At 35.9% G+C, this 25,945-nt stretch carries 16 protein-coding genes; 13 read left to right on the plus strand and 3 right to left on the minus strand.

The genetic code is table 11. The annotated features are described in order from the left end of the window. Window position 1: 1 nt before the first annotated feature. Entirely contained in the window at window positions 2-1,408 is a 1,407-nt protein-coding gene (locus tag RBB56_RS09420) for a hypothetical protein (protein WP_306718601.1), read from the minus strand. Window positions 1,409-1,700: 292 nt separating this feature from the next. Between RBB56_RS09420 and RBB56_RS09425 the strand changes: the two genes are divergently transcribed. The 4 genes from RBB56_RS09425 (at window position 1,701) to RBB56_RS09440 (ending at window position 9,075) form a co-directional block, all read left to right on the plus strand. Further along, window positions 1,701-7,169, plus strand: a complete 5,469-nt coding sequence (locus tag RBB56_RS09425) for a DUF7601 domain-containing protein (RefSeq protein WP_306718602.1) — start codon at window positions 1,701-1,703, stop codon at window positions 7,167-7,169. Next, window positions 7,162-7,980 (plus strand): class B sortase, encoded by an 819-nt coding sequence (gene srtB / locus RBB56_RS09430; protein WP_306718603.1) that lies wholly within the window; start codon window positions 7,162-7,164, stop codon window positions 7,978-7,980. The genes RBB56_RS09425 and srtB overlap by 8 nt, the downstream gene beginning before the upstream one ends. A gap of 159 nt (window positions 7,981-8,139) precedes the next feature. Then, window positions 8,140-8,373, plus strand: a complete 234-nt coding sequence (locus RBB56_RS09435) for a hypothetical protein (protein ID WP_306718604.1) — start codon at window positions 8,140-8,142, stop codon at window positions 8,371-8,373. Between the two features lie 51 nt (window positions 8,374-8,424). Then, on the plus strand, window positions 8,425-9,075 hold the full coding sequence (locus RBB56_RS09440; protein ID WP_306718605.1) for a hypothetical protein: 651 nt from the start codon (window positions 8,425-8,427) through the stop codon (window positions 9,073-9,075). A 172-nt stretch (window positions 9,076-9,247) separates the two neighbouring features. On the opposite strand, the gene RBB56_RS09445 is transcribed toward RBB56_RS09440, so the two are convergent. Continuing rightward, the gene (locus tag RBB56_RS09445) at window positions 9,248-10,108 is read right to left on the minus strand and encodes a helix-turn-helix domain-containing protein (RefSeq protein ID WP_306718606.1); all 861 of its coding nucleotides are present in this window, start codon (window positions 10,106-10,108) and stop codon (window positions 9,248-9,250) included. Window positions 10,109-10,538: 430 nt separating this feature from the next. Here RBB56_RS09445 and RBB56_RS09450 point away from each other — a divergent pair, with 430 nt between their 5' ends. The 4 genes from RBB56_RS09450 to RBB56_RS09465 all read left to right on the plus strand — a co-directional run bounded on the left by RBB56_RS09450 (window position 10,539) and on the right by RBB56_RS09465 (window position 17,214). Continuing rightward, the gene (locus RBB56_RS09450; RefSeq protein ID WP_306722121.1) at window positions 10,539-12,644 is read left to right on the plus strand and encodes a glycoside hydrolase family 3 C-terminal domain-containing protein; all 2,106 of its coding nucleotides are present in this window, start codon (window positions 10,539-10,541) and stop codon (window positions 12,642-12,644) included. Window positions 12,645-12,932: 288 nt separating this feature from the next. After that, complete coding sequence (locus RBB56_RS09455; protein ID WP_306718607.1) at window positions 12,933-13,898, plus strand: PfkB family carbohydrate kinase; 966 nt, start codon at window positions 12,933-12,935, stop codon at window positions 13,896-13,898. Window positions 13,899-13,977: 79 nt separating this feature from the next. Beyond that, the gene (locus RBB56_RS09460) at window positions 13,978-16,053 is read left to right on the plus strand and encodes a glycogen debranching protein (RefSeq protein WP_306722122.1); all 2,076 of its coding nucleotides are present in this window, start codon (window positions 13,978-13,980) and stop codon (window positions 16,051-16,053) included. Window positions 16,054-16,278: 225 nt separating this feature from the next. Continuing rightward, window positions 16,279-17,214, plus strand: coding sequence for a S1 RNA-binding domain-containing protein (locus RBB56_RS09465; protein WP_306722123.1), 936 nt, complete (start codon window positions 16,279-16,281; stop codon window positions 17,212-17,214). A gap of 16 nt (window positions 17,215-17,230) precedes the next feature. Here the strand turns inward: RBB56_RS09465 and RBB56_RS09470 are convergent, their stop codons facing one another. Next, a complete protein-coding gene (locus RBB56_RS09470) occupies window positions 17,231-17,929 on the minus strand; it encodes a Crp/Fnr family transcriptional regulator (RefSeq protein WP_306718608.1) in 699 nt (232 codons plus the stop codon). A 159-nt stretch (window positions 17,930-18,088) separates the two neighbouring features. Here RBB56_RS09470 and RBB56_RS09475 point away from each other — a divergent pair, with 159 nt between their 5' ends. The 5 genes from RBB56_RS09475 (at window position 18,089) to RBB56_RS09495 (ending at window position 25,889) form a co-directional block, all read left to right on the plus strand. Further along, window positions 18,089-19,273, plus strand: coding sequence for a cation:proton antiporter (locus RBB56_RS09475; RefSeq protein ID WP_306718609.1), 1,185 nt, complete (start codon window positions 18,089-18,091; stop codon window positions 19,271-19,273). Between the two features lie 298 nt (window positions 19,274-19,571). Continuing rightward, window positions 19,572-20,858: a hypothetical protein gene (locus RBB56_RS09480; RefSeq protein ID WP_306718610.1), complete on the plus strand. Its 1,287-nt coding sequence runs from the start codon at window positions 19,572-19,574 to the stop codon at window positions 20,856-20,858. A 532-nt stretch (window positions 20,859-21,390) separates the two neighbouring features. Beyond that, window positions 21,391-23,307 carry an endonuclease MutS2 gene (locus tag RBB56_RS09485; RefSeq protein WP_442905451.1) on the plus strand — a complete coding sequence of 639 codons (1,917 nt, stop codon included), beginning with the start codon at window positions 21,391-21,393 and terminating at the stop codon, window positions 23,305-23,307. 41 nt (window positions 23,308-23,348) lie between these two features. Next, on the plus strand, window positions 23,349-24,560 hold the full coding sequence (locus RBB56_RS09490; protein ID WP_306718612.1) for a helix-turn-helix domain-containing protein: 1,212 nt from the start codon (window positions 23,349-23,351) through the stop codon (window positions 24,558-24,560). 93 nt (window positions 24,561-24,653) lie between these two features. Beyond that, window positions 24,654-25,889 carry an MFS transporter gene (locus RBB56_RS09495; protein ID WP_306718613.1) on the plus strand — a complete coding sequence of 412 codons (1,236 nt, stop codon included), beginning with the start codon at window positions 24,654-24,656 and terminating at the stop codon, window positions 25,887-25,889. Window positions 25,890-25,945 lie beyond the last annotated feature (56 nt).

The following is a 25,945-nucleotide window of genomic DNA, read 5'->3' on the forward strand; positions in this document are numbered from 1 at the left end:
TCTATGATAAATCAATATTTATTAATCCTTTTTGATAAGCTTTCCATAAGTCCTCAGAAAAGTCTACAGAAGATACCTTATCATCCTTAATATATTCATCATAAAATAGAGTTTTTATTTTATCTGTTCTAAAAACATGGAATATTTCATTTTCATAGGTATCATTAATCATATAAACAATACTAAAATCTTGGAAACAAAACATTGCAATATTGGATAAATCACTATTTATAATCTTTATTTTACTATGATTCCCATCATCTAAATAAGAATCGAGTCTTTGAAGGTAAGAAATACGTTCATTAGAAGGAAAATAAACAGGACCAATTAATGGGGCAATTACTTTTCCAAAAGAAACAAATTTCTCCATAGCGGCGATAGAAACTGCAAATATAGTTTTTTCTGAAAGAATACTACAAAATAATTTCCATATGGTTTCAGAAACGAGAGAATTGTTCGTTGCAGCATCTAATTCCTTTTTATTTAATAAATATCCGATAGATACGAAATTGAATACACTATCTACTCCTTGTTCTAATAAATTATTGAATCTTTCAGGATTTTCTTCCAAAAGGTGAATAATTTCTTCCCGACTATAACTTATTTTTTTGATTTCTCTTTGTATAAGTGAATTATAAAAAATCGCTAAATAGCTCTTATGATGAATAGGAATTAGAACCGGAGTTCCATTAATCTGTAAATCAAAAGTTAATAAAATATATCCCTTTAAAAATAAGAAGTATGAGGTAGAAGAAATAGATTCCCATAAATTGATACGAAAATATTTCTGAAGTTTGGAAATAAGTAAAATAAGATCATTTAAATAAATTTTATTACTATCATTTAAGATCTCTTTGTTAAAGAAATAATTCAATGTAATATTTTTAAATTTAGCATATCCGACAAATTTAATCTTTTGAAATAGCCTATAGTATGAAGAGTCGGATAAGGGCGCGGAAAAATATATTTCTAAAGGTTCATTGAGATTGTTCACTATGAAATTAGATAAAGTAATACATAGTAAACTAATGACAGGTCTTCTTCCTAAATAGAAATATCCTCTCTCAGAGTAATCCAAATTAATATTATTTTCTTCTGTAAAAGTATTATCTAAGGCATATTCAATGGCATAAGATAAAAAGGATTGTAAGTCATCCTTTGATTCAAAATCATAAATAACAGGAAAGATATTTTCAAATTTCCAATAGCATCCGGGAGCGTAAATTGCTTCAGCAAAATAATCGGATGCTTGTTTTGTAAATATTTTTCTCTCTTTCATAACAGGAAATCCTTTTTCAGAAAGGATTTTACTTAAGCCACTAGGGGTCATATTCATATATAAAGCAAAATCTGTCTTTTGTTTTTTAGCAATAATAATAAGTTCTTTTAAAAGGAAACCAATCTTCATTTGCATTCACTCTTTCTTAAAAAAATTATTACAATACCATATTACTTAACATTTTAACATAAAAAGAAATTAATTTGTTGTATAATTTAAAAAATATATTAAATGTAATGAATATTTTCTCCCAGATGATTAAAAAATTAAGAATTTTTGCATTTTTTTTCAAGATTTATTTTTCGTAATTTTATATAATTAACACTGATACTAGGAATAGTTATTTATTTATCTATTCCTTTCGTAAATTACATAAAAAGTAAAAAAGTAAAATTCTAAAGAGAAGGAGAAAAGTAAAAACATGAACCCCTTTAATGTAAGTAGGAAAAAACGAATTTTAAAAGGAATATCCTGGTTACTTTTATTTGTGTTGTTAAGTACGAATGGTACTTTGACTTCTAATGTATCGACAGCATATGCATCAGAGGTTAGTGTTTCTAGCAATGAAATAAAAGTTCAGGAAGAAACAGATTCTGTTATAGAAGAAGTTTCGGAAGAAAAAGTATCGGATGAAGAGGAAATAGATTCTGAAGATTTAGGCTCGGAAGAAAAAGATAAGACAGAAGGGACTTCCGATAAGAATTCTTCTAAAGTGGAAGAAGGAACAGATTCCAGTATAGAGGATGAAATGCTGGGAGAAGAAGTATCAGATATTATAGAAGATGATATTATAGAAGATGATATTATGGATGAAGTGGATGATGAACTTTTGATGGGAAGTTTTGATATTTTGGGAGGGGGAATTATAATTCCGTTCGGTGTTGGAATTGATAAATCTGATCTTCTTGATGATATAATAGCAATTATTAAGCAGGATAATGTAGAAATTACTTCTTCAACAGGGCTAGATCCTAAAAAGGAAATAGACGTTAATGTATCTTTTATTTTTCCTGTAACTGGTGATTTTGAAACTGATGTTGATGAAAGTCTATATATAAAATCAGGAGATTTTGCATATATTCCTCTTCCTGAATCATTTAAATTAATGGGAAGTGTTCAAGCTGAATTATATTATGAAGGAGATAAGGTAGCCGATTTAGAAATTATAACGGATCCTTTAGATAGTAAACAAAAAGCAAAAGTTACTTTTACCGATACGGTAGATGACAAGGGTATAAAGAATGTAGGTGCAAATTTTAGTATGAGGCTAAAATTTGATGGGGATAATGAAGATGAAAGTGATAAAGAATTAGATGTTACCATATATGATAAACAATTTAAGTTAATTCTTCCTGCCAAAAAAACAGAAATAACTTCTTTAAAAGAAGGAAAAGCTGATATAGTTAATGGGGTAATTAATTGGGTAGTAAGAGTAAATGCCAATAGAACAGGTGGAGTTAATGATGATGGTGTTATAGATGATGGAAGTTTAGATGGCTATACTTTTTCTGATATATTAACAGATACAAATGGTGGATCATATAATAATCAATTTAAAATCACTACAGATAAAGAAGGTACAAATATAGTGGTATCATCTGGAGAAACTTATGATACTGTAAGTAAAGAATTATCTTATACATTTACCGGAGATACACCTGCAGATGAAGAATGGATAGGTACTAGGTATATTCATTTCCAGACTAATATACCTGAAAATAAGTATTATGAAAATGGTAATGTAACAGTCGGTAACACGGCATATATTAAAAAAGGTGTAAATGTTGTATCTACTGCTACAGGAAATGCTTCTTTTATATTAAAGTGGATAGAAAAAGAAGGTTTAGTTGTTGGAACTGGATTGGATGAAAGTGAAACATATGACCCATCTGATAGACAAATAAAATGGACAATATATATTGAAGGAAAGATGTCAGATGCTTATTTGGATGATACTCTTCAAAGTGGGTTATCCTATGTAAGTGCTACAGTGAAGAAACACGATGGTACAGATTATAATGAAGATGTATCCCATACTGTAGTTCCGACGTCCTTAGATGATAAAACAAAACTTACAATTGGTTTAGGAAATATTTCCGGAAAATATAAAGTAGAAATAGTAACAAGAGTTACGAATGTAGCCAATGCCAATAAAGAAATTCCTTATAATAATAGTGCTACAATAAGAGGCACGGAAAAACCAGGTGGAATAGTATCTAATAATTATGGTGTTACGATAGGTGTACCAAGTATTAGAAAGTCTGCAGGAACCTATGATGTACAGAATCATAAAATGACTTGGAATGTTACTGTAGATACAAAGAAACAGGAATTAGGGGGAGGATTAAGAGTTCTTGATTTATTGGTATATGGTACATCCATAGATATTGATAATATTGATATGGTGGGTTCAAAAATAGGTAATGAAGGTAATTTGAATGATGTATCTGAAACTACCTTGAAAAATATTACCCGTCATTACAATCAAAAAATAGATACGACTTCCTTCAATATGGGAAGTACAGATCTAGAGTATAAAATACATACCCTTACGATAGGTGGAGTGGCGGTTGCAGATTTATTAGTAGTGACTGGGGTTGGTGGTATTAGTATTGATCATACAAAAGTACATAATTTTACTTATAAGACGATTGTTACAAACCCTAACTTTTATGCATCTAATGATAGAAATAATATATATAATAGAGCTCATCTACTTTCAAATGATATTGAATTAAATGAAAGTGGGAGTAGCTATCAAATTTCAAGTAATATGCTGAATAAAGATATATTGAATAGAGAAGATGCAAAAAAAGTATCGGAAGCTAGTGATGTATCGGATGCGAGTATATCCTCTTTGGTGGATAAAACAGAAGGAGGGGAAGATAGTTATGATTACATAGACAAATCTGTTATTTACCGTATCCGTGTGAATCCTAATGGTATTGATATTACGAATGGAGATACTGCAATAATAGGAGAAATAATAGGAAATTATAAAATAAAAGATAGTCTTCCGAAGGGATGGGAATTTGAAAAGATTAATGGAAATAGTGATTTCTTACTTTATGAAATTAATGGTTCTATAAAAAATTATATATCCGATTATTCTTCTATTTTAGAAGAAACACCTCAACCTACTGCCACAGCTTCTGATGCTTTTGGACAAGAAATGACTTTTGATTTTAAGAACCTTACTAAAAGTTATATCATATTAGTAAAAGCAGGGCCTACAGAAGATACAGTTAAAGATTATTTGAGTGAAATTAAGGATTATACAGAAAATAATAAAATAGAACTTATAGATAATGATAAAGTGACAGTTCCAGTAAATGATGATACAGATGTTATTATTGAAAATTCTATTATAACAAAAGATGTCAATAGAAGTTTTGAAGGACAAGATTATTTAATATGGACAATAGATTACAGACCATATGAAATTGATTATCCTAATTCTTATATTAAAGATATACTTGATGTAGGTATTGATTTAAGAACAGATGCAAATGGTCAGTTAGTAATAAAAGAAGCAGATGGAACAGAAAATATAAGAGTTGTTGAATTAACACTAAAAAATGATGGTAAGTATGAGGAAGGTTCTGCATTACTGCTTCCTGATAAAGATATTATAAATTATGACAATGCAAGTAGAACTCTTTATTTTTATCCACCGGAGAAAGATAAATCTTATCGTTTAGTCTATTATACGGATATAACGGGAGATGGATCTAATATACATAATACAGTAGAATTTATTTCATCTAGTGTGAATCCATTATCTACATTCCAAAGCTTTAGTATTGCAAGTTATACATCAGGTGCTATTTTTGAAAGAAGCGGATGGTTTGAAATTACAAAGACGGATGGAAGTACTGATTTACCTTTGCCAGGTGTAAAATTTATATTGTATTCTACAAGCGGAGTGGTAATAAGGGAAGGAATTACTAATTCTAACGGAATTCTTACTATGAAAGCACTGCCTGATGGAGATTATATATTAAAAGAAATAGAAGTAGTCGGTAATGAATATAATATTTCTGACAGAGAATACAAGGTACATGTAGAAAAAGTTCTTGGAAAGCCTGTAACGAGTATTGATGGTTCTGTAACTAGTAATATTGATATTAAAAATTATAAAAAAGGTATTGTAGGAAGTCTTTTAATAGAAAAAGAAGTGCTTGGTAATGATGTAGATGTAGATAAGAAGTTTAGATTCCAATTTATATTAAGGGATAGTTCTGATGTGATAGAAGATACGTCCGAATATTCATATAATTTATTGGATAAGTATGGAAGAACCCTTGAAACAGGAAAAATTAAAAGCAGTGATTTTTTTGAAATATCTAGTAAGGAAGAATTCAAGATTTTCGATTTACCAAAAGATAGTAAGTACACAGTAATAGAAGACGATTATACTTCTGATGGTTATGTATCTACGGTAAGTGGAGGAAGTAATAAAGGAACTATTATAGTGGATAATACAGAAAGAGTACTATTTTTCAATACGAAAAATATTGGTGGATTAATTATTAGAAAAACTGTATCAGGATCTGGTGCGGAAGAAGATAGAGAATTTGAATTCCCAATTGAGCTTTCTAATACGAATCCCAGTAATCTATTCTCTTATACTAACTTGGCATATAAAGGATATGGTGGAATTAGTGATGGAACAATAAGCACAGGAGATACCATTAAACTGAAAGCAGGGCAATATATATCCATTGAAGATTTACCGGAAAATACATTTTATAAAGTATCAGAACATGATTATTCGGCAGAGGGTTATATTACTACAAAAACTAATGCTGAAGGAAGCGTAGGACCTGCCAACAAAAGTAATCCAATCATTGCCATCTTTAATAATGCAAGAGAAGTAGGAAAACTCACTATTGAAAAAATTGTAGATGGAAATGGCGGAGATAAGAATAAGAAATTCGAATTCACAGTAACCTTCGATGGAACGAATAAATCTTTTGACTATATCGGAAAGGGAATATCTGATGGAACGATAACAAGTGGTGATACTATAGAGTTGGCGGATGGGCAGTCAATTACCATTTATGATATTCCGGAAGGAATTAAATATACGGTTAAGGAGAAGGATTATAGCGAAGATGGTTACGTTATGAAAAAAGAAGGTGATACAGGAACAATACTTGATGGTATTACGAGTAGAGCTTCCTTCACCAATACCAGAAACTTAGGTACTCTTTCCATTAGTAAAACAGTAGCAGGTAATAAGGGAGATAAAAATAAGGAATTCGAGTTCATTGTTACGTTTAACAAAGATGGATCTTATCCATACATAGGAAATGGTGTAGAAGATGGAACGATTAAGAGCGGCGATATTATTAAACTCGCTCATGATCAATCTATTGAAATCGAAGGAATTCTTGAAGGTACTATTTATATGGTGGAGGAAATGGATTATTCTTCCGAAGGATATGTAACGACATTTACCGGAGAGATTGGAACTATCTCCCATGAGACGGCTAGTGTGGCTCACTTTACGAATACGAAGAATGTTAAATCTTCGGGCGGCAGTAGCAATGAGGATCCGGATGATAAGACTCCTAATAAATCTTCTGAGCTTGCTAAGTTCAAGATAGGTGAGGTACCTGACCCTAACAACGAGAACAGCCCTGAAAGAATTATAATAGTGGATGATGACGGTAATATAATCGGAATTTATAAAAAAGTACAAAATGCCGATGGTACATATTCATATGTGGATGAGAACGGAGTTACACTTTCCGCATCTGCTATTGCTAAGACGGGAGATAGTATGCCGTTTATACCGATTATTTCCATTATATTGATAGCGATTGCAGGCTTAGTAGCTCTAATTATATATAAGAAAAAGCATTCAAATTATTATTATGACTAATCAAAAAAAGTTCAGTAAAAACAAAATAAATAATAGAAATAAAAAAGAAAAAATAATTAACCTGTCAATAGGAATTCTCTGCACAGTTATTGTTGTAGGATGTTTGAGTCTTGCATTTTATTTTGGCTCTCTATCCTACGACTCCGGAGAATTCAGTAGGTTGATTGAGATGGCTGAGGACAGAGGAGGGGATATCATAGAGGATCCCTCCTCTGATTCTATTGGCATGGAAAAGGGACGAGTTATTAATATTGCAAGGCTGCAAGAAGAAAATGGAGATATTGCCGGATGGGTGATGATACCTGATACAAAAATTGATTATCCGGTTATGTATACACCCAAGGATGCAGAATATTACTTACATAGGAACTTTGCTCAGAAATACTCCATGTCTGGAGTACCTTTTATCGATGCAGAGTGTTCTCTTTCGCCCCAGTCAGATAATATTATTGTACATGGACACAATATGAAAAATGGCTCTATGTTCTCCGATATTATATCCTATCAAGAGGAAAATTTTTGGAAGGAACATGGGATAATACTTTTATATACATTGGATGAAGTGCAGGAATATGAAGTGATAGCCGCCTTTCCTATTAATGCGGAAGATACCTATGATGTGGGGAACTATTTTCCTATTAATTTTGGTGATGAGAATCAATTCAATAGTTTTATAAAAGAAATTCGTAGAAAATCATTGAATAAAACGGAGACGCAGGTAAAGTATGGAGAGCAGTTACTAACCCTATCTACTTGCTCTTATCATACTACGGATGGAAGATATCTAGTTATATCAAAGAGAGTGAAATAGGATTCTTAATAAAGATAATAAAATACTGATTTAGTGATGAGAACTTTAAAAATAAAACAATTATCCCGGATATAAAAGCATTGTAAATCGTTCTAGCACCCTCTATAATAAAATTAAAGGCAAAATGGATTCAACGTCATACATCTTAAAGGAGAATATATGACATTGAAGAAATTTCAGGAATTAGATTTAAGCAGTGCTTTTTTGTTTGCTATAGTCATGCAGGATGATGAGACCTGCCGCATGGTATTGGAGCTTATTTTAGAGCGTCCCATATCTAAGGTCAAAGTACATGCGGAACATAGCATCTTATTGAGTTCGGATTTTAGGAGTGTACGTCTGGATGTATATGCCGGCGATGAGACGCAAGTGGATTATAATCTGGAGATGTAAAATGACAATAATAGGAATATTGTTAAGCGTAGCCGCTATTATCAGGCTCAGATGGATATTTCTTCCCTTAAGCCGGGCGATGATTTTAGTGAACTGCATCCCAATTATGTTATCTTTATCTGCGCGTTTGATCCTTTTGGACTAGGACTATACCGTTATACGTTTGAAAATCGCTGTCTGGAACGAGGGTTTCCATTAGGCGATGAAACGACTAAGATTTTCCTAAACACTAAGGGAAAGAATGCGGAAGAAGTGCCGGATGTACTTGTGAATTTTCTAAAGTATCTGGAAGATAGTACCGACGAATCTGTGAAGGAGCTTCAGGATCAAACAATTGAGCATCTGCATCACCGAGTAACGGCAGTGAAAAGAAACCGGGAATGGGAGGGACAGTATATGACAATTGAAGAGTTTATCCAGGATTCGGCGAGAGCTGTATGTGAAGAGGCATGCGAAGAAGCAAGAAAAGAAGCGCATAAAGAGGGGCTATTAGAGGGGAGAGAAGAAGGCCGAGAAGAAGGCCGAGCAGAGGGCCGAGCAGAGGGTTGCGTGGAAGGTCGAGAAGAAGGTCAGGAGGAAATGCTGCAATTGATTCGCCATATGACCGAGGCAGGCGAGTCGGAGCAAATTTTCAGATTGACGCAAGACCGCACTTTCTTTGAAGAGATGTATCAGAAATATATTATATTGAGAAATAAATAGTTCGAATAATTCTAACATTCTATTGCCGGCTGCAAATCAGCGGCCGGTATTCTGTACGACAATCAGTCGCGCTAGTAACATTCTAATTTACCCAATTGATTGAAGATGTATGACAGTTCCATTTTGCTAATATAAAATATAAGTTTTATTCCATTTTATAAACCGATGATCTTTACATAACCGTATGCATACTACGAAACTCAGTAGGAGTACAATTTTTAATGATTTTAAACATTCGAATAAAAGAAGACACACTTGAAAATCCAGAATTCAGTGCAACATCAGTAATTGTATATTCGGGATTTGCCAATAGTTTCTCTGCTGTAGCAATTCTTTTTTGATTCAGATATTTATAAAAAGAGACATTAGTAAACTGCTTAAAGAGCCTTGTAAAGTGAAACTTGGAAAATCCCGCTATACTTGCCATATCGTCGAGAGAAAGGTTATCTGTACAGTGGGCACTTATGTAATTACAGATATATATGAATTTCTCAGCATATTGTTGTTGCTTATGATTGGTAATATCGAAGTTTTTTATATTTTCGGTATAGGTACGTCCTATTAGAATTATAATAGAAAGAAATTTACTATAAATAGCGGCTTCCGCTAAGGGAGTATTTTTCTCATATTCATCCATGATTTCTATAAGTAAAGTTCTAATTTGGGGATGGATTTCCGGATATTTTTCCGGAGTAATAAGAAAAACAGGAGATATAACGGAAAGTACGGTCTCCAAATCACGTATCTCTTTGAGTATTGAGATATCCGGTTGAAAGATAATCCTACGCCCCTTTACAGGCGCATGTAATGCATGAAGGGTGTAAGGGCATATTAGAATGATATCATTTTCCTGAAGGACAAAGGTTTGTTCAGTACAGGTGACAGTATATATATTCTCTATAGGCATAATAATTTCCAGAGGGGTATGCCAATGAGGAGGATAGTCTTCATGTGCAATATTATCATAAAGTGTAAGGTTTGTATTTTCTCTGAAATTAACAATTTCAAAAATTCCTTTTAGGTTCTCAATCATATCCTCATATCCTTTTCTTTTTATTTATCCAAGACATTATATAGTTTAATAGTATTTTTAAAATGTGTTTATATCAATTATTAGAAATCAATTATTGCTAAAATATAAAGCTGAATAGTTAGAATATTTATTAAAATACTAACAATAGACAGTAAAAAAGTAAATATATAAAAGTAAAAATAATTGTTATTTATAAACCATGCGTTAAATACATAATAATTATAATATAAATTAGCAGTATAAGTAATTTGGTCAGTATAAAATTAGCAATAATTGATAGTTAGAGAGCAATTATTCGAAAGAAAGAGAAAAAATAGTGTGTTATCGTAAGGTTAATAAGGCTATAAAGTGAATAGATGAAAAAATTGAAAATTGAGAAATGAAGAATGAAAATAATAAATACAGTTACGCTGAAAGGATGGGGATAAGGATGACAAGAGAGGAAGCGAGAAAAAGGGCAGAGAAGTTGGTTGATCAGATGACGGTGGAAGAACGCGCGGGGCAATTGAGATATGATGCACCTGCGATTCCGAGATTGAATGTTCCTGCTTATAACTGGTGGGGTGAGGCATTACACGGCGTGGCGCGTGCCGGTACAGCTACTATTTTTGCTCAGGCAATTGGAATGGCAGCTACCTTCGATGAAAATTTAATTCGTGAGATTGCAGATTGTATAGCGACGGAAGGCAGAGCAAAATATAATGAATATTCCGCTCATGGTGATAGGGATATTTATAAAGGTCTCACATTCTGGTCACCTAATGTGAATATTTTCCGTGACCCCAGATGGGGAAGAGGTCATGAAACATATGGGGAAGACCCATTTCTTACGTCCAGGTTAGGAGTATCTTTTGTAAAAGGATTACAGGGAGATGGAGAAACTATGAAGGCAGCAGCATGTGCAAAACATTATGCGGTACATTCGGGCCCCGAGGCTTTACGGCACGAGTTCGATGCGCAGGCAACGCCAAAGGATATGGAGGAAACCTATCTTCCCGCTTTTGAAGCACTCGTTAAGGAAGGGGAAGTAGAATCCGTAATGGGGGCTTATAACCGGGTAAATGGGGAACCTTGTTGTGGAAGCAATACGTTGATCAGAGATATTTTACGCGGAAAATGGAAATTTGACGGACATTTCGTTTCCGACTGTTGGGCACTTCGTGATTTCCATGAGTTTCATATGGTAACCTCTTCTGCAAAAGAGTCTGCAGCTATGGCTCTGAATGCGGGATGTGATTTGAATTGCGGTATTACTTATCTCCATTTATTGAATGCCCTTCAGGATGGACTTGTGACAGAGGAAGCGATCACACAATCGGCAGTTCGTTTATTTACTACCCGATATTTGTTGGGACTTTTCGATAATTCGGAGTTTGATCATATTCCTTATGAGAAAGTGGAATGTGAAGAACATCTGGATCTGGCGGATAAAACGACAAAAGAAAGTGTTGTATTGTTGAAAAATGATGGGATATTACCTCTGTCTGTGGATAAGTATCGAACAATCGGAGTTATCGGGCCTAATGCAAATAACAGAACGGCATTAATCGGTAATTATCATGGGACTTCTTCCAGGTATATTACAGTATTGGAGGGAATACAGGAATATGTAAAAGATAGTGCCCGTGTTTTATATTCGGAAGGCTGCCACCTTTGGAAAGAAAAAACAGAGAATCTGGCCTTTGATAAAGATAGAATAGCGGAAGCTCAGATCGTAGCAGAGCATAGTGACGTGGTTATCCTTTGCCTTGGTTTAGATGAGACTTTGGAAGGAGAAGAAGGGGATACTGGAAATAGTTATGCTTCCGGTGATAAAATAGACTTACAGTTGCCAAAGCCTCAGAGGGATTTGATGGAAGCGGTACAAAAGACAGGAAAGCCTGTTATCTTTTGCTTAATGTCAGGGAGTGCCATCGATATAGGATTCCCCGCGGAACATTTCAATGCGGTACTACAGTTATGGTATCCTGGCGCCAGGGGAGGAAAGAGCGTTGCTGAGATTTTATTCGGTGAAGTCTCACCTTCCGGAAAGCTCCCTATAACTTTCTATGAAAATCTGGATGGATTCCCGGAATTCACAGATTATTCTATGAAGGGAAGAACTTACCGCTATATGGAAGGAAAAGCACAGTTCCCCTTCGGTTTCGGGTTAACTTATGGAAAGATTGTTGTTACAGGACTTGAGTTAAAGGAATTGGATGAGGATGGAATCTGGGTAGAAGTGACAGCAGAAAATAAAGGATATGTGGATACGGATGATGTTATCCAAGTCTACATGAAAAATATGACATCCCTATTTGCTATTAAGAATCCAATTTTATGTGCCTTTAGAAGGGTTCATATAAAAGCAGGTGAAAAATTAAAGCAAAGAATATTCATTGATAGAAGTAGCTTCGCTGTAGTAAATGAAAAAGGTGAAAGGTTGATAGATGGAGATAGATACCTTCTGTTTGCAGCCATGAACCAGCCGGACGAAAAAAGTGTGGAATTAACAGGAACAGAACCGGTAAAACTTCATTTAAATATTAATTTCTAATATAATAGCAGATAACTTTCCTCAAAGGGGGGTTATCTGCTTTTATATATTTTTATCCTATAGGAAAGATCTTGTTACATTGAAGTATAAAAGTATTGATCCTATTGATTTATTAATTAAAATTATGCAATATTTATAGAATATGTATGAAAAGCATTTCAATATTTCTTAAGTCGATATATAATAAAAACAATGAGTTTTATGGTTCTTTTTAATGTATTTTATAAGTAACTGTGAAGGTACTGAACAGCTACTTTTATAAATTATTTAATATAAAGGAGAGGAAGAATGAAAAAGGAATTTGATGTAGTTGCGCTGGGAGAGTTATTGATTGATTTTACGGATAATGGAATTAGTGAACAGGGAAATACTATATTTGAGGCAAATCCCGGCGGAGCTCCATGCAACGTGCTTGCTATGCTTCAGAAGTTAGGTAATCGTACCGCTTTTATAGGGAAGGTTGGAGAAGATATCTTTGGAACGAAGTTGAAAGGTGTTCTGGAAGAAGTGGGTATCGATACGGCAGGGCTTATTGTGGATAAAGAATCAAGAACTACACTTGCTTTTGTACAGACTTTCGAAGATGGGGATAGGGACTTTTCCTTCTACCGCAATCCGGGTGCAGATATGATGCTTACAGAAGAGGAATTGAATGAAGATCTTATAGAAAACTGTAGTATCTTCCATTTCGGAACGTTGTCTATGACCCATGAAGGAGTAAGAAAGGCAACGAAAAAAGCAATTAAAAAAGCAAAAGAAAAAGGTTCTCTTATTTCTTTCGATCCTAATCTTCGACCTCCCCTTTGGAATAGCTTGGACGAGGCGAAAGAACAGGTAGCATATGGTTTGGGACAATGTGATTTCTTGAAGATCTCCGATAATGAGATTCAGTGGTTCACCGGAGAAGAAGATTTTGATAAAGGAATTGAGAAGCTTCAGAAGGAATATAATATTCCTTTAATCGTACTTTCTATGGGGAAAGATGGAAGCAGAGCATATTATAAGAATATCAAGGTGGATAAGCTTGCTTTTGTTCAGGAGAAAACAATAGAGACTACAGGTGCAGGAGATACTTTCGGTGGTTGTTGTTTGCACTATATATTGAAATATGGTATCGATAATCTGGATGAAGAAAAGCTGGATGAGATGCTTACTTTTGCGAACGCTGCCGCATCAATCATTACTACGAGGAAGGGTGCTCTGCGCGTAATGCCTGTAAAGGATGAGGTAGAAGAGTTTATCGGAATCTATTAAACGTTGTTCACCGAACAATCAGGTTTGGAGGATAAGAGTGGAAAAAAATAAAATTATTTCTCCGTTAAGCAACATACATATGGTTCCGATGGACGTAATAGATGGTTTTCATGTGAGGCCCGGAATGTATGAAATTAACGGGGCAGTAGCGATTCCCTGCGGTGTTAATTTTACAGTACATTCTTTTGGTGCTACCTCCTGTGAATTGCTATTGTTTAAGAGAATGGAAGAGAAGCCTTATGCGGTACTGAGATTTCCTGAAAATTATAAGATAGGAAAAGTATACTCAATGATTGTATTCGGTCTGAAGATTGAGGAATTCGAGTATGCTTATCGCCTGGACGGGCCATATGATTCTCGAAAGGGATTGCTGTTCAATAAAAATAAATGCTTGTTAGATATATATGCAAAGGCGGTTACCGGACAGAGTGTATGGGGGATGGAAAAAAAGGAGACGGTCTGCTACAAGGCTCGCGTAGTAAAGGATGATTTTGACTGGAGAAACAATAGGCGGCCTTTAATACCTATGGCAGATTTAGTCATATATGAAATGCACATCCGGGGATTTACCTTTCATAAATCTTCAGGCGTAAGATATCCGGGAACTTTTGAGGGTCTGAGAGAAAAGATACCTTATTTGAAGGAACTTGGAATAAATGCCGTTGAGCTAATGCCTATCTTTGAATTCGATGAAATGTCCGATTACCGGGAAGTAGATGGAAAGCCGTTAGTTAATTACTGGGGATATAATACTGTCAGTTTTTTTGCTCCGAATACAAGTTATGCGGGAAATATTGAGTATAACAGAGAGGGTACAGAGCTTAAGGAACTTATAAAAGAATTGAACGACAATGGCATAGAATGCTTTCTAGATGTGGTTTTCAACCATACGGCAGAAGGTAATGAGCAGGGACCATTTTTTTCTTTTAAAGGATTCGACAATAATATTTACTATATGCTTACCCCGGAAGGATATTACTATAATTTCAGCGGCTGTGGGAATACGCTGAATTGTAATCATCCTATCGTGCAGCAGATGATACTGGAATGCCTGCGGTATTGGGTAACGGCATACCATATAGACGGATTTCGTTTTGATTTAGCCAGTATACTAGGGCGTAACGAGGACGGTTCTCCGATGAGTAAGCCGCCTCTGCTTCAAAGCTTGGCTTTCGATCCTATTCTTGGGAATGTGAAGCTTATCGCCGAGGCGTGGGATGCGGGAGGCCTTTATCAGGTAGGCAGCTTCCCTGCATGGAATCGCTGGGCGGAGTGGAATGGCAGATATCGGGATGATATGCGTAATTTCTTAAAGGGTGATTATGGTATGGCGGATATTGCAGCGCAACGGATCACCGGCTCCAGAGATTTGTATCTTCCCGAATTCAGAGGTACTAACGCGTCGGTAAACTTTTTGACCTGTCACGATGGTTTTACACTATGGGACTTGTATACCTACAATATGAAGCATAATGAAGCCAACGGTTGGAACAATACGGATGGAAGCGATGACAACAGAAGTTGGAACTGCGGGACAGAAGGAGAGACAGAAGACTGCGAGATTCTCGCACTCCGAAGAAAAATGATTAAAAATGCGGCAGCAGTTCTTATGTTAAGCCGCGGAACACCGATGTTCCTGGCCGGAGATGAATTCGGCAATACCCAGTATGGAAATAATAATGCATATTGCCAGGATAATGAAGTTTCATGGCTCAATTGGAATATGCTGGAGAAGAATAGAGATATTTATGAGTTCTTTAAATATATGATTCAGTTTAGAAAGAAACATGACGTTGTTCGGAAGTTTTCCGGATATTGTTCCTTAAAATTTCCGGAGATTCAAGTGATGGAACCGGAAGAGAATCTTAAGGTACTTCGTATCGTTTATGCGGGGAGAAGTGCTCAGGGAAGTACAAATGAAAAAGATGATATAGTATGTTTGGCAATCAATGTATTCTGGGAAGAGCAGGAATTCTGGCTGCCGTGCTTAACGGCCGATATGGGGTGGTTTGTGGCTGCTGATACCGGATTGAAGTATCTTGCGGATGGTATTCCCCGGTCGGAGGAAGACATGCCGGAGATAGCTTGCGGGAGGATAAGGATAATGCCACGTTCGGTATGCGTGTTTGTGGCGAAAGAAGTGTCATCTATATAAATATTAAAAATTAGGTAATTGCGAAACAGATAAGTTGTAAAAATTTCATGCACAATAAATACAGATTACGAAGAAAGATGGTATGAAAGTTTTGTAAATTGTGCATGAAATTATAACAGTCGATGAGTTTCGCAATCATCTAATATTAAAAAAAATAAAAGGAGAAAGATAATGGAAAAAGATTTACTGGAAAAAGACAAGCCGGGTAGAGACATCGGAACCCCCATGGAGGCGACTGCAGAAAATGAAGCCGGCACTCAGGAGACGATGGAAGATTACAGCAGAGAATTGGAGGCTTCTTTCAGGAAGATCGGGGAAGGGGAAATCATATCAGGTACGGTAATTTCTGTGGATGAGACAGAGGTAATTCTCGACTTGAATTACTATGCACAAGGTATAATTAAAGCTGAGGATATGAGTAATGATCCGAAGTTCAATATTTTAGAAGAGGTTGAGATAGGCTCTGTAATAGAGGCAACGGTGGTAAAGGCGGATGACGGCGCCGGGAATATACAACTTTCTTGTAAGGAAGCGAAAGATATTCTATCATGGGATATCTTAAAGCAGTATATGGAAGAAGAAAAGGAAATTAGTGTTAAGGTTAGTGAGGTAGTGAACAGTGGAGTTATTGCATTTGTAGAAGGAATTCGCGGATTCATTCCCGCATCACAATTATCCCTCACTTATGTGGAAGAATTGGAGCCTTGGTTAAACAGGCAGCTTACGGTAAGAGTGATTACTGTGGATGAAGAGAAGAAGAAGCTGATATTGTCGGCTAAAGTAGTGGAGAGACAGAAGGCAGAAGAGGAAATTAACCATAGAATTTCTATGCTGGTACCGGGAACCATTTTGGAAGGAACGGTGGAATCCTTAATGCCTTACGGAGCGTTCGTTGCATTGAAAGAAGGATTGAACGGACTCGTTCATATATCTCAGATTTCTGTTAAGAGAATTAAGAGTCCCTCTGAGGTTCTTACTGTAGGTGATAAAGTGAAAGTGAAGGTATTAAATACCAACGATAATAAAATAAGCCTGAGTATCAAAGCGGTGGAAGAGGAATCTCAGGCTGATGAAATGGAAGAAAGAGAAGCGGCGCAGTATAGTTCCAATGAAGACATTGGTACCTCTCTTGGAGATTTGTTTAAGAATCTGAAGTTCTAAGTTATGCGATATATATTTATAATAATGTATATATATTTTTTTCATAGTCAATAATATTTTGATCTTTCATACGCTTTAATTCCCTTACAAGAGCGCTGCGGTTGACCCCGAGATATTCAGCCATTTCTGTGTGATTATAAGGGATAAAAAGCTGGCCCGGCTGTAACGGAGCCGATATATGATTTTCCGAAATCCCTATATGGTAACTGGGGTGAGATACAAGATTAAAAAAAGTAAGAATGCGGTCTCTTAAGGATTTCTTGGAAAGGATCTCTATTTTTGCCATTAAAATTCTCGATTTCAAAGCAAGGAGATTTGTCAGGTTTTTTATAAATAATAAATGACAAGAGCAGTGACATTCACATGACCGCCAGATATCCCGATAATTAAAAAATAGAATATGGCAGTTTGTCATTGCCTTATAATTCACAGAGCTGTTTATTATGTTGGTATCCATAAAGGGTTCTGCAAATATATCGGATTCTCTGAATTCTGTAAAAAAATAGCTATTTCCATGTAAATCATTTTTTTCCATCAATACGGTGCCATATATGATGATCCCTATAATTTGTACAGGGTCACCTTCTAAGATAATATACTCATCCTTAGAATAATTCTTATATTTGAAAGAAAAACAGGAAAGAATCTTTTCTATTTCCCTTTCCTTCATATCACAAAAAAGTGGATGATATTTTAATTGTTTTATATATTTCATAAAGATAACCATACCTTTCTCATAGTCTGAAGCTCAGTATCAAGACTATATTTATATATTAGTAATAAAATGTTGCCATGGCAACATCTATTATAAAGTAATATGGTAGAATTTATTGTTGAAAAGAAAGAATTCTAGAGAAAAGCTAAGGAGAAGGTTATGGAATCATATGAAGTATTTAAGGATTTAGCTATTATTATTTTGACTGCTAAATTTTTTGGAATAGTCGCAAGGAAATGTAAGGCACCACAAGTAGTTGGTGAAATTATTGCAGGTCTGCTTATAGGACCAAGTGTGCTTGGTTTGGTGGATCAGTCTGATTTTGTGATGCAAATGGCAGGACTGGGAGTTATTCTCTTAATGTTCTCAGCAGGCCTGGAGACGAATTTAAAGGATCTTATGAAGACCGGTCCGATGGCAGCTCTGATTGCCTGCGCGGGTGTATTCATTCCATTAGCGGGTGGAGCTCTTGTATATATGGCTTTTTATGGAGCATCTCCCTGGGGATCGGAATCGTTCTATCGGGCGGTATTTATTGGGGTTATTTTAACGGCGACATCTGTAAGTATTACTGTTCAGGCCCTTAAGGAACTGGGGAAGCTGAAAGGCAAGGTGGGAACGACAATTTTGAGCGCGGCAATTATTGATGATATAATTGGCATCATTGTTCTCACTTTTGTGATAGGATTTAAGAATCCTCAATCAAATCCTGTGACAGTAATAATAAATACGATTTTGTTTTTTATTTTTGCAATTATTGTCGGAATTATTATCCACAAAATATTTGAAAAAGTAGATGCAAGATATCCCCATACACGGCGTATTCCAATTGCAGGGCTTGCTCTTTGCCTTATTATGGCTTATATTGCAGAAAAATATTTTGGTATTGCGGATATTACAGGTGCGTATGTTGCAGGGCTTATTCTTTGTTCTATTCATGATACAGGATACATAGCAGAGAAAATGGATATTAATTCTTACATGATATTTGGCCCCATATTTTTTGCGAGTATTGGATTAAAAACGAATATTAGCAATATGGATACCTCCATATTATTGTTTTCCCTCGCATTTGTAGCGGTAGGTCTGATTACAAAAATTGTAGGATGTGGATTGGTAGCACGTCTTTGCAAGTTTAACAACGCTGACGCCATAAAAATTGGTATAGGAATGATGACAAGAGGTGAAGTGGCACTTATTGTTGCTCAAAAGGGCCTCTCCGCGGGGCTTCTTGAGCCTGTTTACTTTACGTCTGTAATTCTGCTCATTATTATTTCATCGATAGCCACACCTATTATTTTAAAATTAATGTATGTAAAAGACGGATCTCTGAAAGAAGCCTAGCGAGATATCATAGAAATAATAGTAAGTTTTGAAAATATTTTGTATAAGGTGATGTTTTGTGGTAAAATATGGTTTGGATTTTTCAGCTATAATTTCAGATATAGGTTTAAAAATCACAATAATATCACAATTGGGATTTATACTTGGAAAAAGTATAATATTATACTGCGCCGAGCAAAGCGAGTGTGCAAAAACATACCATGGCTGCTTGCGGACAGGGTATATGGTAGCGGTATCTGTTTCATCTGTAATATTAACAATTAGGGAAAGAACGTAAAATTGAGGAGGAACTCTACAAATGGCGAATAATAAAGAGCCGCAAACGAATGTTGAGCAGAAAGTAAAGACGAAATATGAACGTAAAATGGAAGAAAGAAAGATACAGGAGGAGAAGGACAAGCGTAAATCCAGAGCTTTGCAGATTGGTGCCATCATTATTGGTATTGCTATAATCGTTGCAGTCGTCGGTTCTATCGCGGCTTCTGCAATAAATAAGAATAGGGCGTTGAATTCTCCTTATGTAACGGTTGGCAGTTATGAAATTATGGAACCGGAATATCAATATTATTACAGCACTACTGTGAATAATTATCTATCCACTTATTCACCTATTCTTTCTTATATTGGATTAGATCCGAGTGTAGATTTTAGTTTACAGCAATACACAGAAGACCTCACATGGAAGGATCTGTTCGATCAGATGACGGTAGAGCAGATTAAGCAGACGAAAGCTATAGTGGATGATGCGGCAGCTCAACAGTTTACTTATGATGATACCCAGCGATATGAGGAAGTATTAGCATCTATGACTGCAGATGCGCAGGCGAAGAATTTGTCCATAAATGAATATTATAAGACAAGTTATGGTCCATATGCATCGGAGAAAGTTCTGGAACCTTATATCAAAGAGGGTATTTTAGCATCGGCATATTATGAAGACTTGATGGCACAGAATGCACCGACGGATCAGGAAATTAAAGACTATTATGCGGACCATGTACTTGAATATGATAAAGTAGATTATAGAAGCTTTACCTTCAAGGCAGATGTTGCAGAGGACTCTACAAAAGAAGAAATTGATAGAGCAATGCTCGATATCAAGAAGAAAGCAGAAGATATGATGGAAGCCCGTGAAGAAGGTGCGGATTTCAAAGCGCTTAGCTTAGAGAATGCCTCCGAAGATGATAAGGCGACCTATGAGGATGCGGAGAGTGACCCTTCCCTTAAAGAGGCCAGAAGTTATAACGGAACAGCATCTGTGATTGCTCAGTGGCTGTATGAAGACGGGAGAGCAGAAGGTGATATCGCAGTTTTGGAAGATACAGAAAGTAACCAGTATCACGTAGTGGAATTTATCAACAGATATTATGATGAAGCGGATGATACGGCTATCTCTAATGTAATTGCAGGAGAAAGGGTGACCGAATATATCAATGGATTGACAGAAGCATATACTGTAACGGACAATAGAGGCGAGTTGAAATATCTGAAAGTTGACTTGATTTCTGCAGTAGAAGAGGCTATATCCGATGGTTCTGCAAGTGAAGAGGATTCCACAACAGAAGAAGTTACAGATACACCTTAATGAGTTTGCAGGGGTAGAGAAATAGAATAAAAGGACAACTTATGGAGAATTCCACTATGCTTTATAAAAGGCATTGTGGGATTCTCTTTATATTATAGAAAAGATCTTATTACAAGAAGAAAGTACCTGATTTAAATAAATAATTGACAAGACAGAGGAATATTGGTATATTAACCTTGATATTTCAGATGATTTTGTAATTGTTATTTTGAAATTGGAAGAGAGGGAACTTTTTGTTAATTGTATCTGTTTGTGGAAAATAATTAATTTATGAATAACGCTTGAGTAAATGAAGACACCCGTAAGGAGTGTTCTGTTTTGTTATACTCAAAATCCATGACAGAGAACAATAATACAATATTATATATCGTTGCCATCATAGTATCTATGATTATGGCAGTATGCTTGTTTATTGATGAACCTATGTAAGATATCTGTAATGGATAATTCATAGGTTTTTTATTTTCCATTTTTGTTTATAACTTTAGTAGGTTTATTAGAAAATAAAGCAAGGAAAGGCATGATTATTAAAATGGAAAAGGATTTAAAAATAGTAGCATTTGATGAAATAATAGATTTTTTGGCAAAGCAGGCGCATTCCCCCAGGGCCAGGAAAATGATATATGAATTAAGGCCATATTTATCGGAGGCTGAACTTAGGAAGAACTTGAAGGATACTACCCAGGCCAGAGAAATGCTGGATGCGGTAGGAATGCCTCCCACCCCTGCTATGGAACATATGGAAGAACTTCTGGAGAAGGCAGCTAGATATGAGCTTCTATTACCGGAAGAGTTAGAGGAAATAGGAATGTTTCTGGCAGCAGTGAAACGTATGAGAGATTATTTGGAAAGAGGAAAGAACTATCGAATTTCTCTTGCCTATTATGATGAAAATTTAATACTTCTGGAGGGTTTGAAACAGGAACTGGAACGCTGTATTCGTTATGGAAGAGTGGATGATTATGCATCGCCTACGCTACAGGATATACGAAGGAAATTACAGACTTTGGAAGATAAGATAAAAGAAAAAGCGGAAAATATTCTGCGCACTCATAAAAAGTATATGAGTGAGTCATTTATAGTACACAGAAATGGAAGAATATGCTTACCGGTAAAGAAAGATTATAAATCCAAAGTCGATGGAACGGTAGCGGATAAATCGTCCAGCGGAACTACGTTCTTCATAGAACCCTCTGCGGTCGCGAAGTTAAGAGAAGAAAAAGAGGTTCTGGAAATAGAAGAGGATAATGAGGAAAGAAGAATTATCTATACGTTGATGACAGAAATCACGGAACAGGAAGATGCGCTTAGGCAGAATCTGGATACTCTTGTAAAGTTGGATTTTATTTTTGCTAAAGGAAAATTAAGTGCCGATATGTATGGCAAGGAGCCGGAGATTAATACGGATAGATATCTGTACTTGAAGGAGGCGAGGCATCCCTTATTGGATAAAGAAAGTTGTATTCCTTTGGATTTTGAAATAGGAGGTGAGCGAAGGGGCGTTATTATAACAGGGCCGAATACCGGAGGGAAAACGGTTGCCATTAAAACAGTAGGACTTTTTAGCCTGATGGCCTGCTCCGGTTTACACCTGCCATGCAAAGAAGCCAATATTTGCATGAGCAATCAAGTGCTTTGTGATATCGGAGATGGGCAGAATATAGCGGATAACCTCTCCACCTTTTCTTCTCATATTAAGAATACTCTTAGGATTCTTAGGCAGATAACAGAAGAAAGTCTTGTTATTATGGATGAACTCGGTTCAGGAACCGATCCGGCGGAAGGTATGGGAATTGCCATCGCTATATTGGAACAGCTTAGAATGAGCGGCTGCCTTTTCCTCATTACGACCCATTACCCGGAGGTGAAGACTTATGCAGAGGGGTTTAAGGAGATTATCAATGCAAGAATGGCTTTCGATAGAGAGAATCTAAAGCCTCTATACCGGATGGAAATTGGAAAATCTGGGGATAGCTGCGCTCTTTATATCGCGAAAAGACTCGGTATGCCGGGGGAAATGCTTCTTATGGCAGCTAAAGAAGCGTATGGAGAAAAAAGAGAAATGCTGCCCGAAGAATTGAAATTAACTGAGGTAGAAGAGCGGATAAAGAAAGAATATGCTCCTTCTCTTAAGAAGATAAACAAAAGTATACACAGTAATTTACCTGTACAGAGGTTTACAAGAGGGGATAGTGTGACGCTCCTTCCGGATGGAATAACCGGTATTGTTGTGAAGCCTGAAAATGAGAAAGGAGAAGTAATCGTTCAGATAAAGGGAGAGAAGATAACAGTAAATCATAAGAGGTTAAAGCTCCAGGTGGCAGCAGCCGAACTTTATCCTGAGGACTATGATTTCTCTATTATCTTCGATACTGTAGAAAATCGAAAGGCGAGGCATAAGATGGAAAAAGGCTATCAGGGAGATTTGACAATTTATTTAGAGGAATAGATAAGGGAGTTGTAACTGCGAGGGTACTGAAGAGGAAGGCAATGGATAGTGAATATACAGTAATAGGGGCTCTTTTGAAAATGGAGCGTATAAAACAGAATAAAGGGCAAAAGGAAGTTTGTTATGGGATCTGTGTGCCTTCCTATTTGAGCAAGATAGAGCATGGTACGGTGAATCCGGATAACGAAATTATTAAGCAATTATATGAACGGCTTGGAATTTCATATGAAATTGATAAGAAAGTGCTTTCTGAGTATAGGGAAGGGATTTCCAGGTATTTTCACCTTCTTCATTATCATATGGATACTGAAGAAGTTTACGCGGAGCTGCTAGAAGCAGATTCTCAGCTTTTGTATAGTGCCTTTGCTGTTGACTGGTTAATTATTAAAGGAATTGAGGGGGAGCCGGTTCTTCCACAGATAGGGCGATTGAAGGAGGCTATGAGTGCGGAACAAAAGGCATATTATTTATGGCTGTGTTTTAAAGAATATACAGATTCCGCACAGAGGGTATTAGATTATGAAAAAGCATGTACAATAATTAATAATTCCTTCGCGATGATTCAATTGTGTAGGGCATATTTTTATCACGGAGATTATCCGGCAATACATAGGATGGAAAATAGAACTGTGGCGGCGGCATTAGAGGAAGGGAATACCTATTACTTGGCGGAATACTATTTTTTTAATGGTTCTGCTTATGCCTGCCTGGATATGGAAGAGATGATGATAGCAAATTATAATCGTAGTATCTGCCTATTGCAAAACACCGGGTGGAAAGAACGTATGCCTGATCTTTACTATAATATGGGAGCCTCCTATATTGCCCTTAAGAAGTATAAGCTAGGTTTGGAGTACTTATTAAAAGCACAGGAACTTCAAAAAGAGTCAGAGTTTTTTACAATTCACAAGTTAGCAATTGCCTATATACGTCAAGGAAAAATGGAAGAAGGCAGGGATTGTCTTAGAAGAATAAAAAAATTATTTTTAGATGAAAAAGCCTATACCGAATTGGAATATTTGATGTATGAGGAAGCATGCATGGAGTGTGAAAAGGGATTCTTGGATAATCCTGAATACATGAAGTTATTGGACAAATTAATTAAGGTAATTGAAAAGGATAGTCATTTTGGGTTCCTATATTTCTATAAAGAAATTATAGTAAAAGCTTACGAAAGACAGAGAAAGTATAAAAAAGCTTTGGAGTTCGAACAGAAAATTTCTTCTATAGTTATAAAAATGAACACTAAGTAATACTTATAGGCGAGAAATTTCTCAAGAATATTACTTTTACAATATTTAAGTTTGTTGCTAGAATAGACCTATCGATAAGATAGGAGAAATAAAATGAGTGATTCACAGAAAAAAACTGTTTGGACAAAAGATTTTTCATGTATTACGGTTGCAACTATTTTGACAGCTATCGGCGGAGAGGCTATGAACCTACCGATAAGTTTATTGGTATTCGATGAGACACAATCAACGTTACTGGCTGCTTTAGTAATGGTCTGCGGGATGCTTCCTGACATTATTTTACCGGTACTTGTAGCGCCGTTTATTGACAAGGGGGAGAAGAAGAAGTGGGTGATAGGGTTGAACCTCATTATGGTAATGCTGTATGCGGTCATGGGGTTGTGGATAAGCGGCCATGAATTTTCTTATGGAATCTATCTCATCTTTGTTTTGGCGGTCGGTACTATTTCTGTTCTTTATCGTTTGGCTTATGATGCATGGTATCCTGATTTAATTCCTGTGGGGATGGAGCAAAAGGGATATGCGGTAAGCGGGACGATATATCCTGTAGTAATTGTAGTTATGTCCCCGCTTGTTACTTTTATTTATGGAAGAGTATCGATGGGACATCTTTTTTTCATAGTGGCTGTAATTACCCTTATAGCCGTTATAATAGAAGGCATTATAAAATCGGATAAAAGAAGCGAGCGGGAGATTTATACTTTTAAGCAGTATTGGGAAGATATCATAGATGGATTTTCTTATATGAAGAAAGAAAAAGGGATACGCAATATTTATACCTATATGAGTATAACGAATGGAGTATCGGGCGGTATTGATGTAATTACGCGTGCTTATTATCAGACGCAGCCATGGCTGAGCGTTACGATGCTTGGCTTTTTAAAGAGTGCTGAGATGATAGGGCGGGTTTTAAGCGGTCTGTTTCAATATAAGAAGGATATACCGGTGAAGAAACGCTACCCATTCACGAAGTTTGTATATGTATTTTATGATTGTATGGATGCATTATTGTTATTTATGCCATATCCTTTCATGCTTCTGAATCGTTTCATATGCGGAGGGTTGGGTAACTATAGTGCAACTATAAGGTCGGCGGCGGTACAATCCTATCTGCCTCAAGAAATGCGCGCAAGAGTAAATGCATTTTTCAGTGTAATATTTTCTATTGGCGGCATTATTTTTCAATTGATCGGTGGAATATTGGGGCAAATTATGCCATACCGATATGCGGCATTGATTATGGGTATTGTAACATTGATAAGTGTATACTTTCTTATTATTTTGCCGGCCAAAGACAATTGTCCGGTTTACGAAGCGACTCGTTCATAAGTATAAAAGCACTTTCCTTTCAGATGTTTATTATATACCATTGACAACTTTAGTTG

This window comes from Kineothrix sp. MB12-C1 (assembly GCF_030863805.1).
Classification (GTDB): Bacteria; Bacillota; Clostridia; order Lachnospirales; family Lachnospiraceae; genus Kineothrix.

What these genes read in the sequence shown, in the direction of transcription:
- RBB56_RS09485 (WP_442905451.1), top strand. Translation starts at nt 21,391, where the DNA reads ATGGAAAAGGATTTAAAAATAGTAGCATTTGATGAAATAATAGATTTT.
- RBB56_RS09460 (WP_306722122.1), top strand. Translation starts at nt 13,978, where the DNA reads ATGGTTCCGATGGACGTAATAGATGGTTTTCATGTGAGGCCCGGAATG.
- RBB56_RS09435 (WP_306718604.1), top strand. Translation starts at nt 8,140, where the DNA reads ATGACATTGAAGAAATTTCAGGAATTAGATTTAAGCAGTGCTTTTTTG.
- RBB56_RS09490 (WP_306718612.1), top strand. Translation starts at nt 23,349, where the DNA reads ATGGATAGTGAATATACAGTAATAGGGGCTCTTTTGAAAATGGAGCGT.
- RBB56_RS09445 (WP_306718606.1), bottom strand. Translation starts at nt 10,108, where the DNA reads ATGATTGAGAACCTAAAAGGAATTTTTGAAATTGTTAATTTCAGAGAA.
- RBB56_RS09495 (WP_306718613.1), top strand. Translation starts at nt 24,654, where the DNA reads ATGAGTGATTCACAGAAAAAAACTGTTTGGACAAAAGATTTTTCATGT.
- RBB56_RS09425 (WP_306718602.1), top strand. Translation starts at nt 1,701, where the DNA reads ATGAACCCCTTTAATGTAAGTAGGAAAAAACGAATTTTAAAAGGAATA.
- RBB56_RS09475 (WP_306718609.1), top strand. Translation starts at nt 18,089, where the DNA reads ATGGAATCATATGAAGTATTTAAGGATTTAGCTATTATTATTTTGACT.
- RBB56_RS09440 (WP_306718605.1), top strand. Translation starts at nt 8,425, where the DNA reads ATGGATATTTCTTCCCTTAAGCCGGGCGATGATTTTAGTGAACTGCAT.
- RBB56_RS09450 (WP_306722121.1), top strand. Translation starts at nt 10,539, where the DNA reads ATGACAAGAGAGGAAGCGAGAAAAAGGGCAGAGAAGTTGGTTGATCAG.
- RBB56_RS09455 (WP_306718607.1), top strand. Translation starts at nt 12,933, where the DNA reads ATGAAAAAGGAATTTGATGTAGTTGCGCTGGGAGAGTTATTGATTGAT.
- RBB56_RS09480 (WP_306718610.1), top strand. Translation starts at nt 19,572, where the DNA reads ATGGCGAATAATAAAGAGCCGCAAACGAATGTTGAGCAGAAAGTAAAG.
- RBB56_RS09420 (WP_306718601.1), bottom strand. Translation starts at nt 1,408, where the DNA reads ATGAAGATTGGTTTCCTTTTAAAAGAACTTATTATTATTGCTAAAAAA.
- srtB (WP_306718603.1), top strand. Translation starts at nt 7,162, where the DNA reads ATGACTAATCAAAAAAAGTTCAGTAAAAACAAAATAAATAATAGAAAT.
- RBB56_RS09465 (WP_306722123.1), top strand. Translation starts at nt 16,279, where the DNA reads ATGGAGGCGACTGCAGAAAATGAAGCCGGCACTCAGGAGACGATGGAA.
- RBB56_RS09470 (WP_306718608.1), bottom strand. Translation starts at nt 17,929, where the DNA reads ATGAAATATATAAAACAATTAAAATATCATCCACTTTTTTGTGATATG.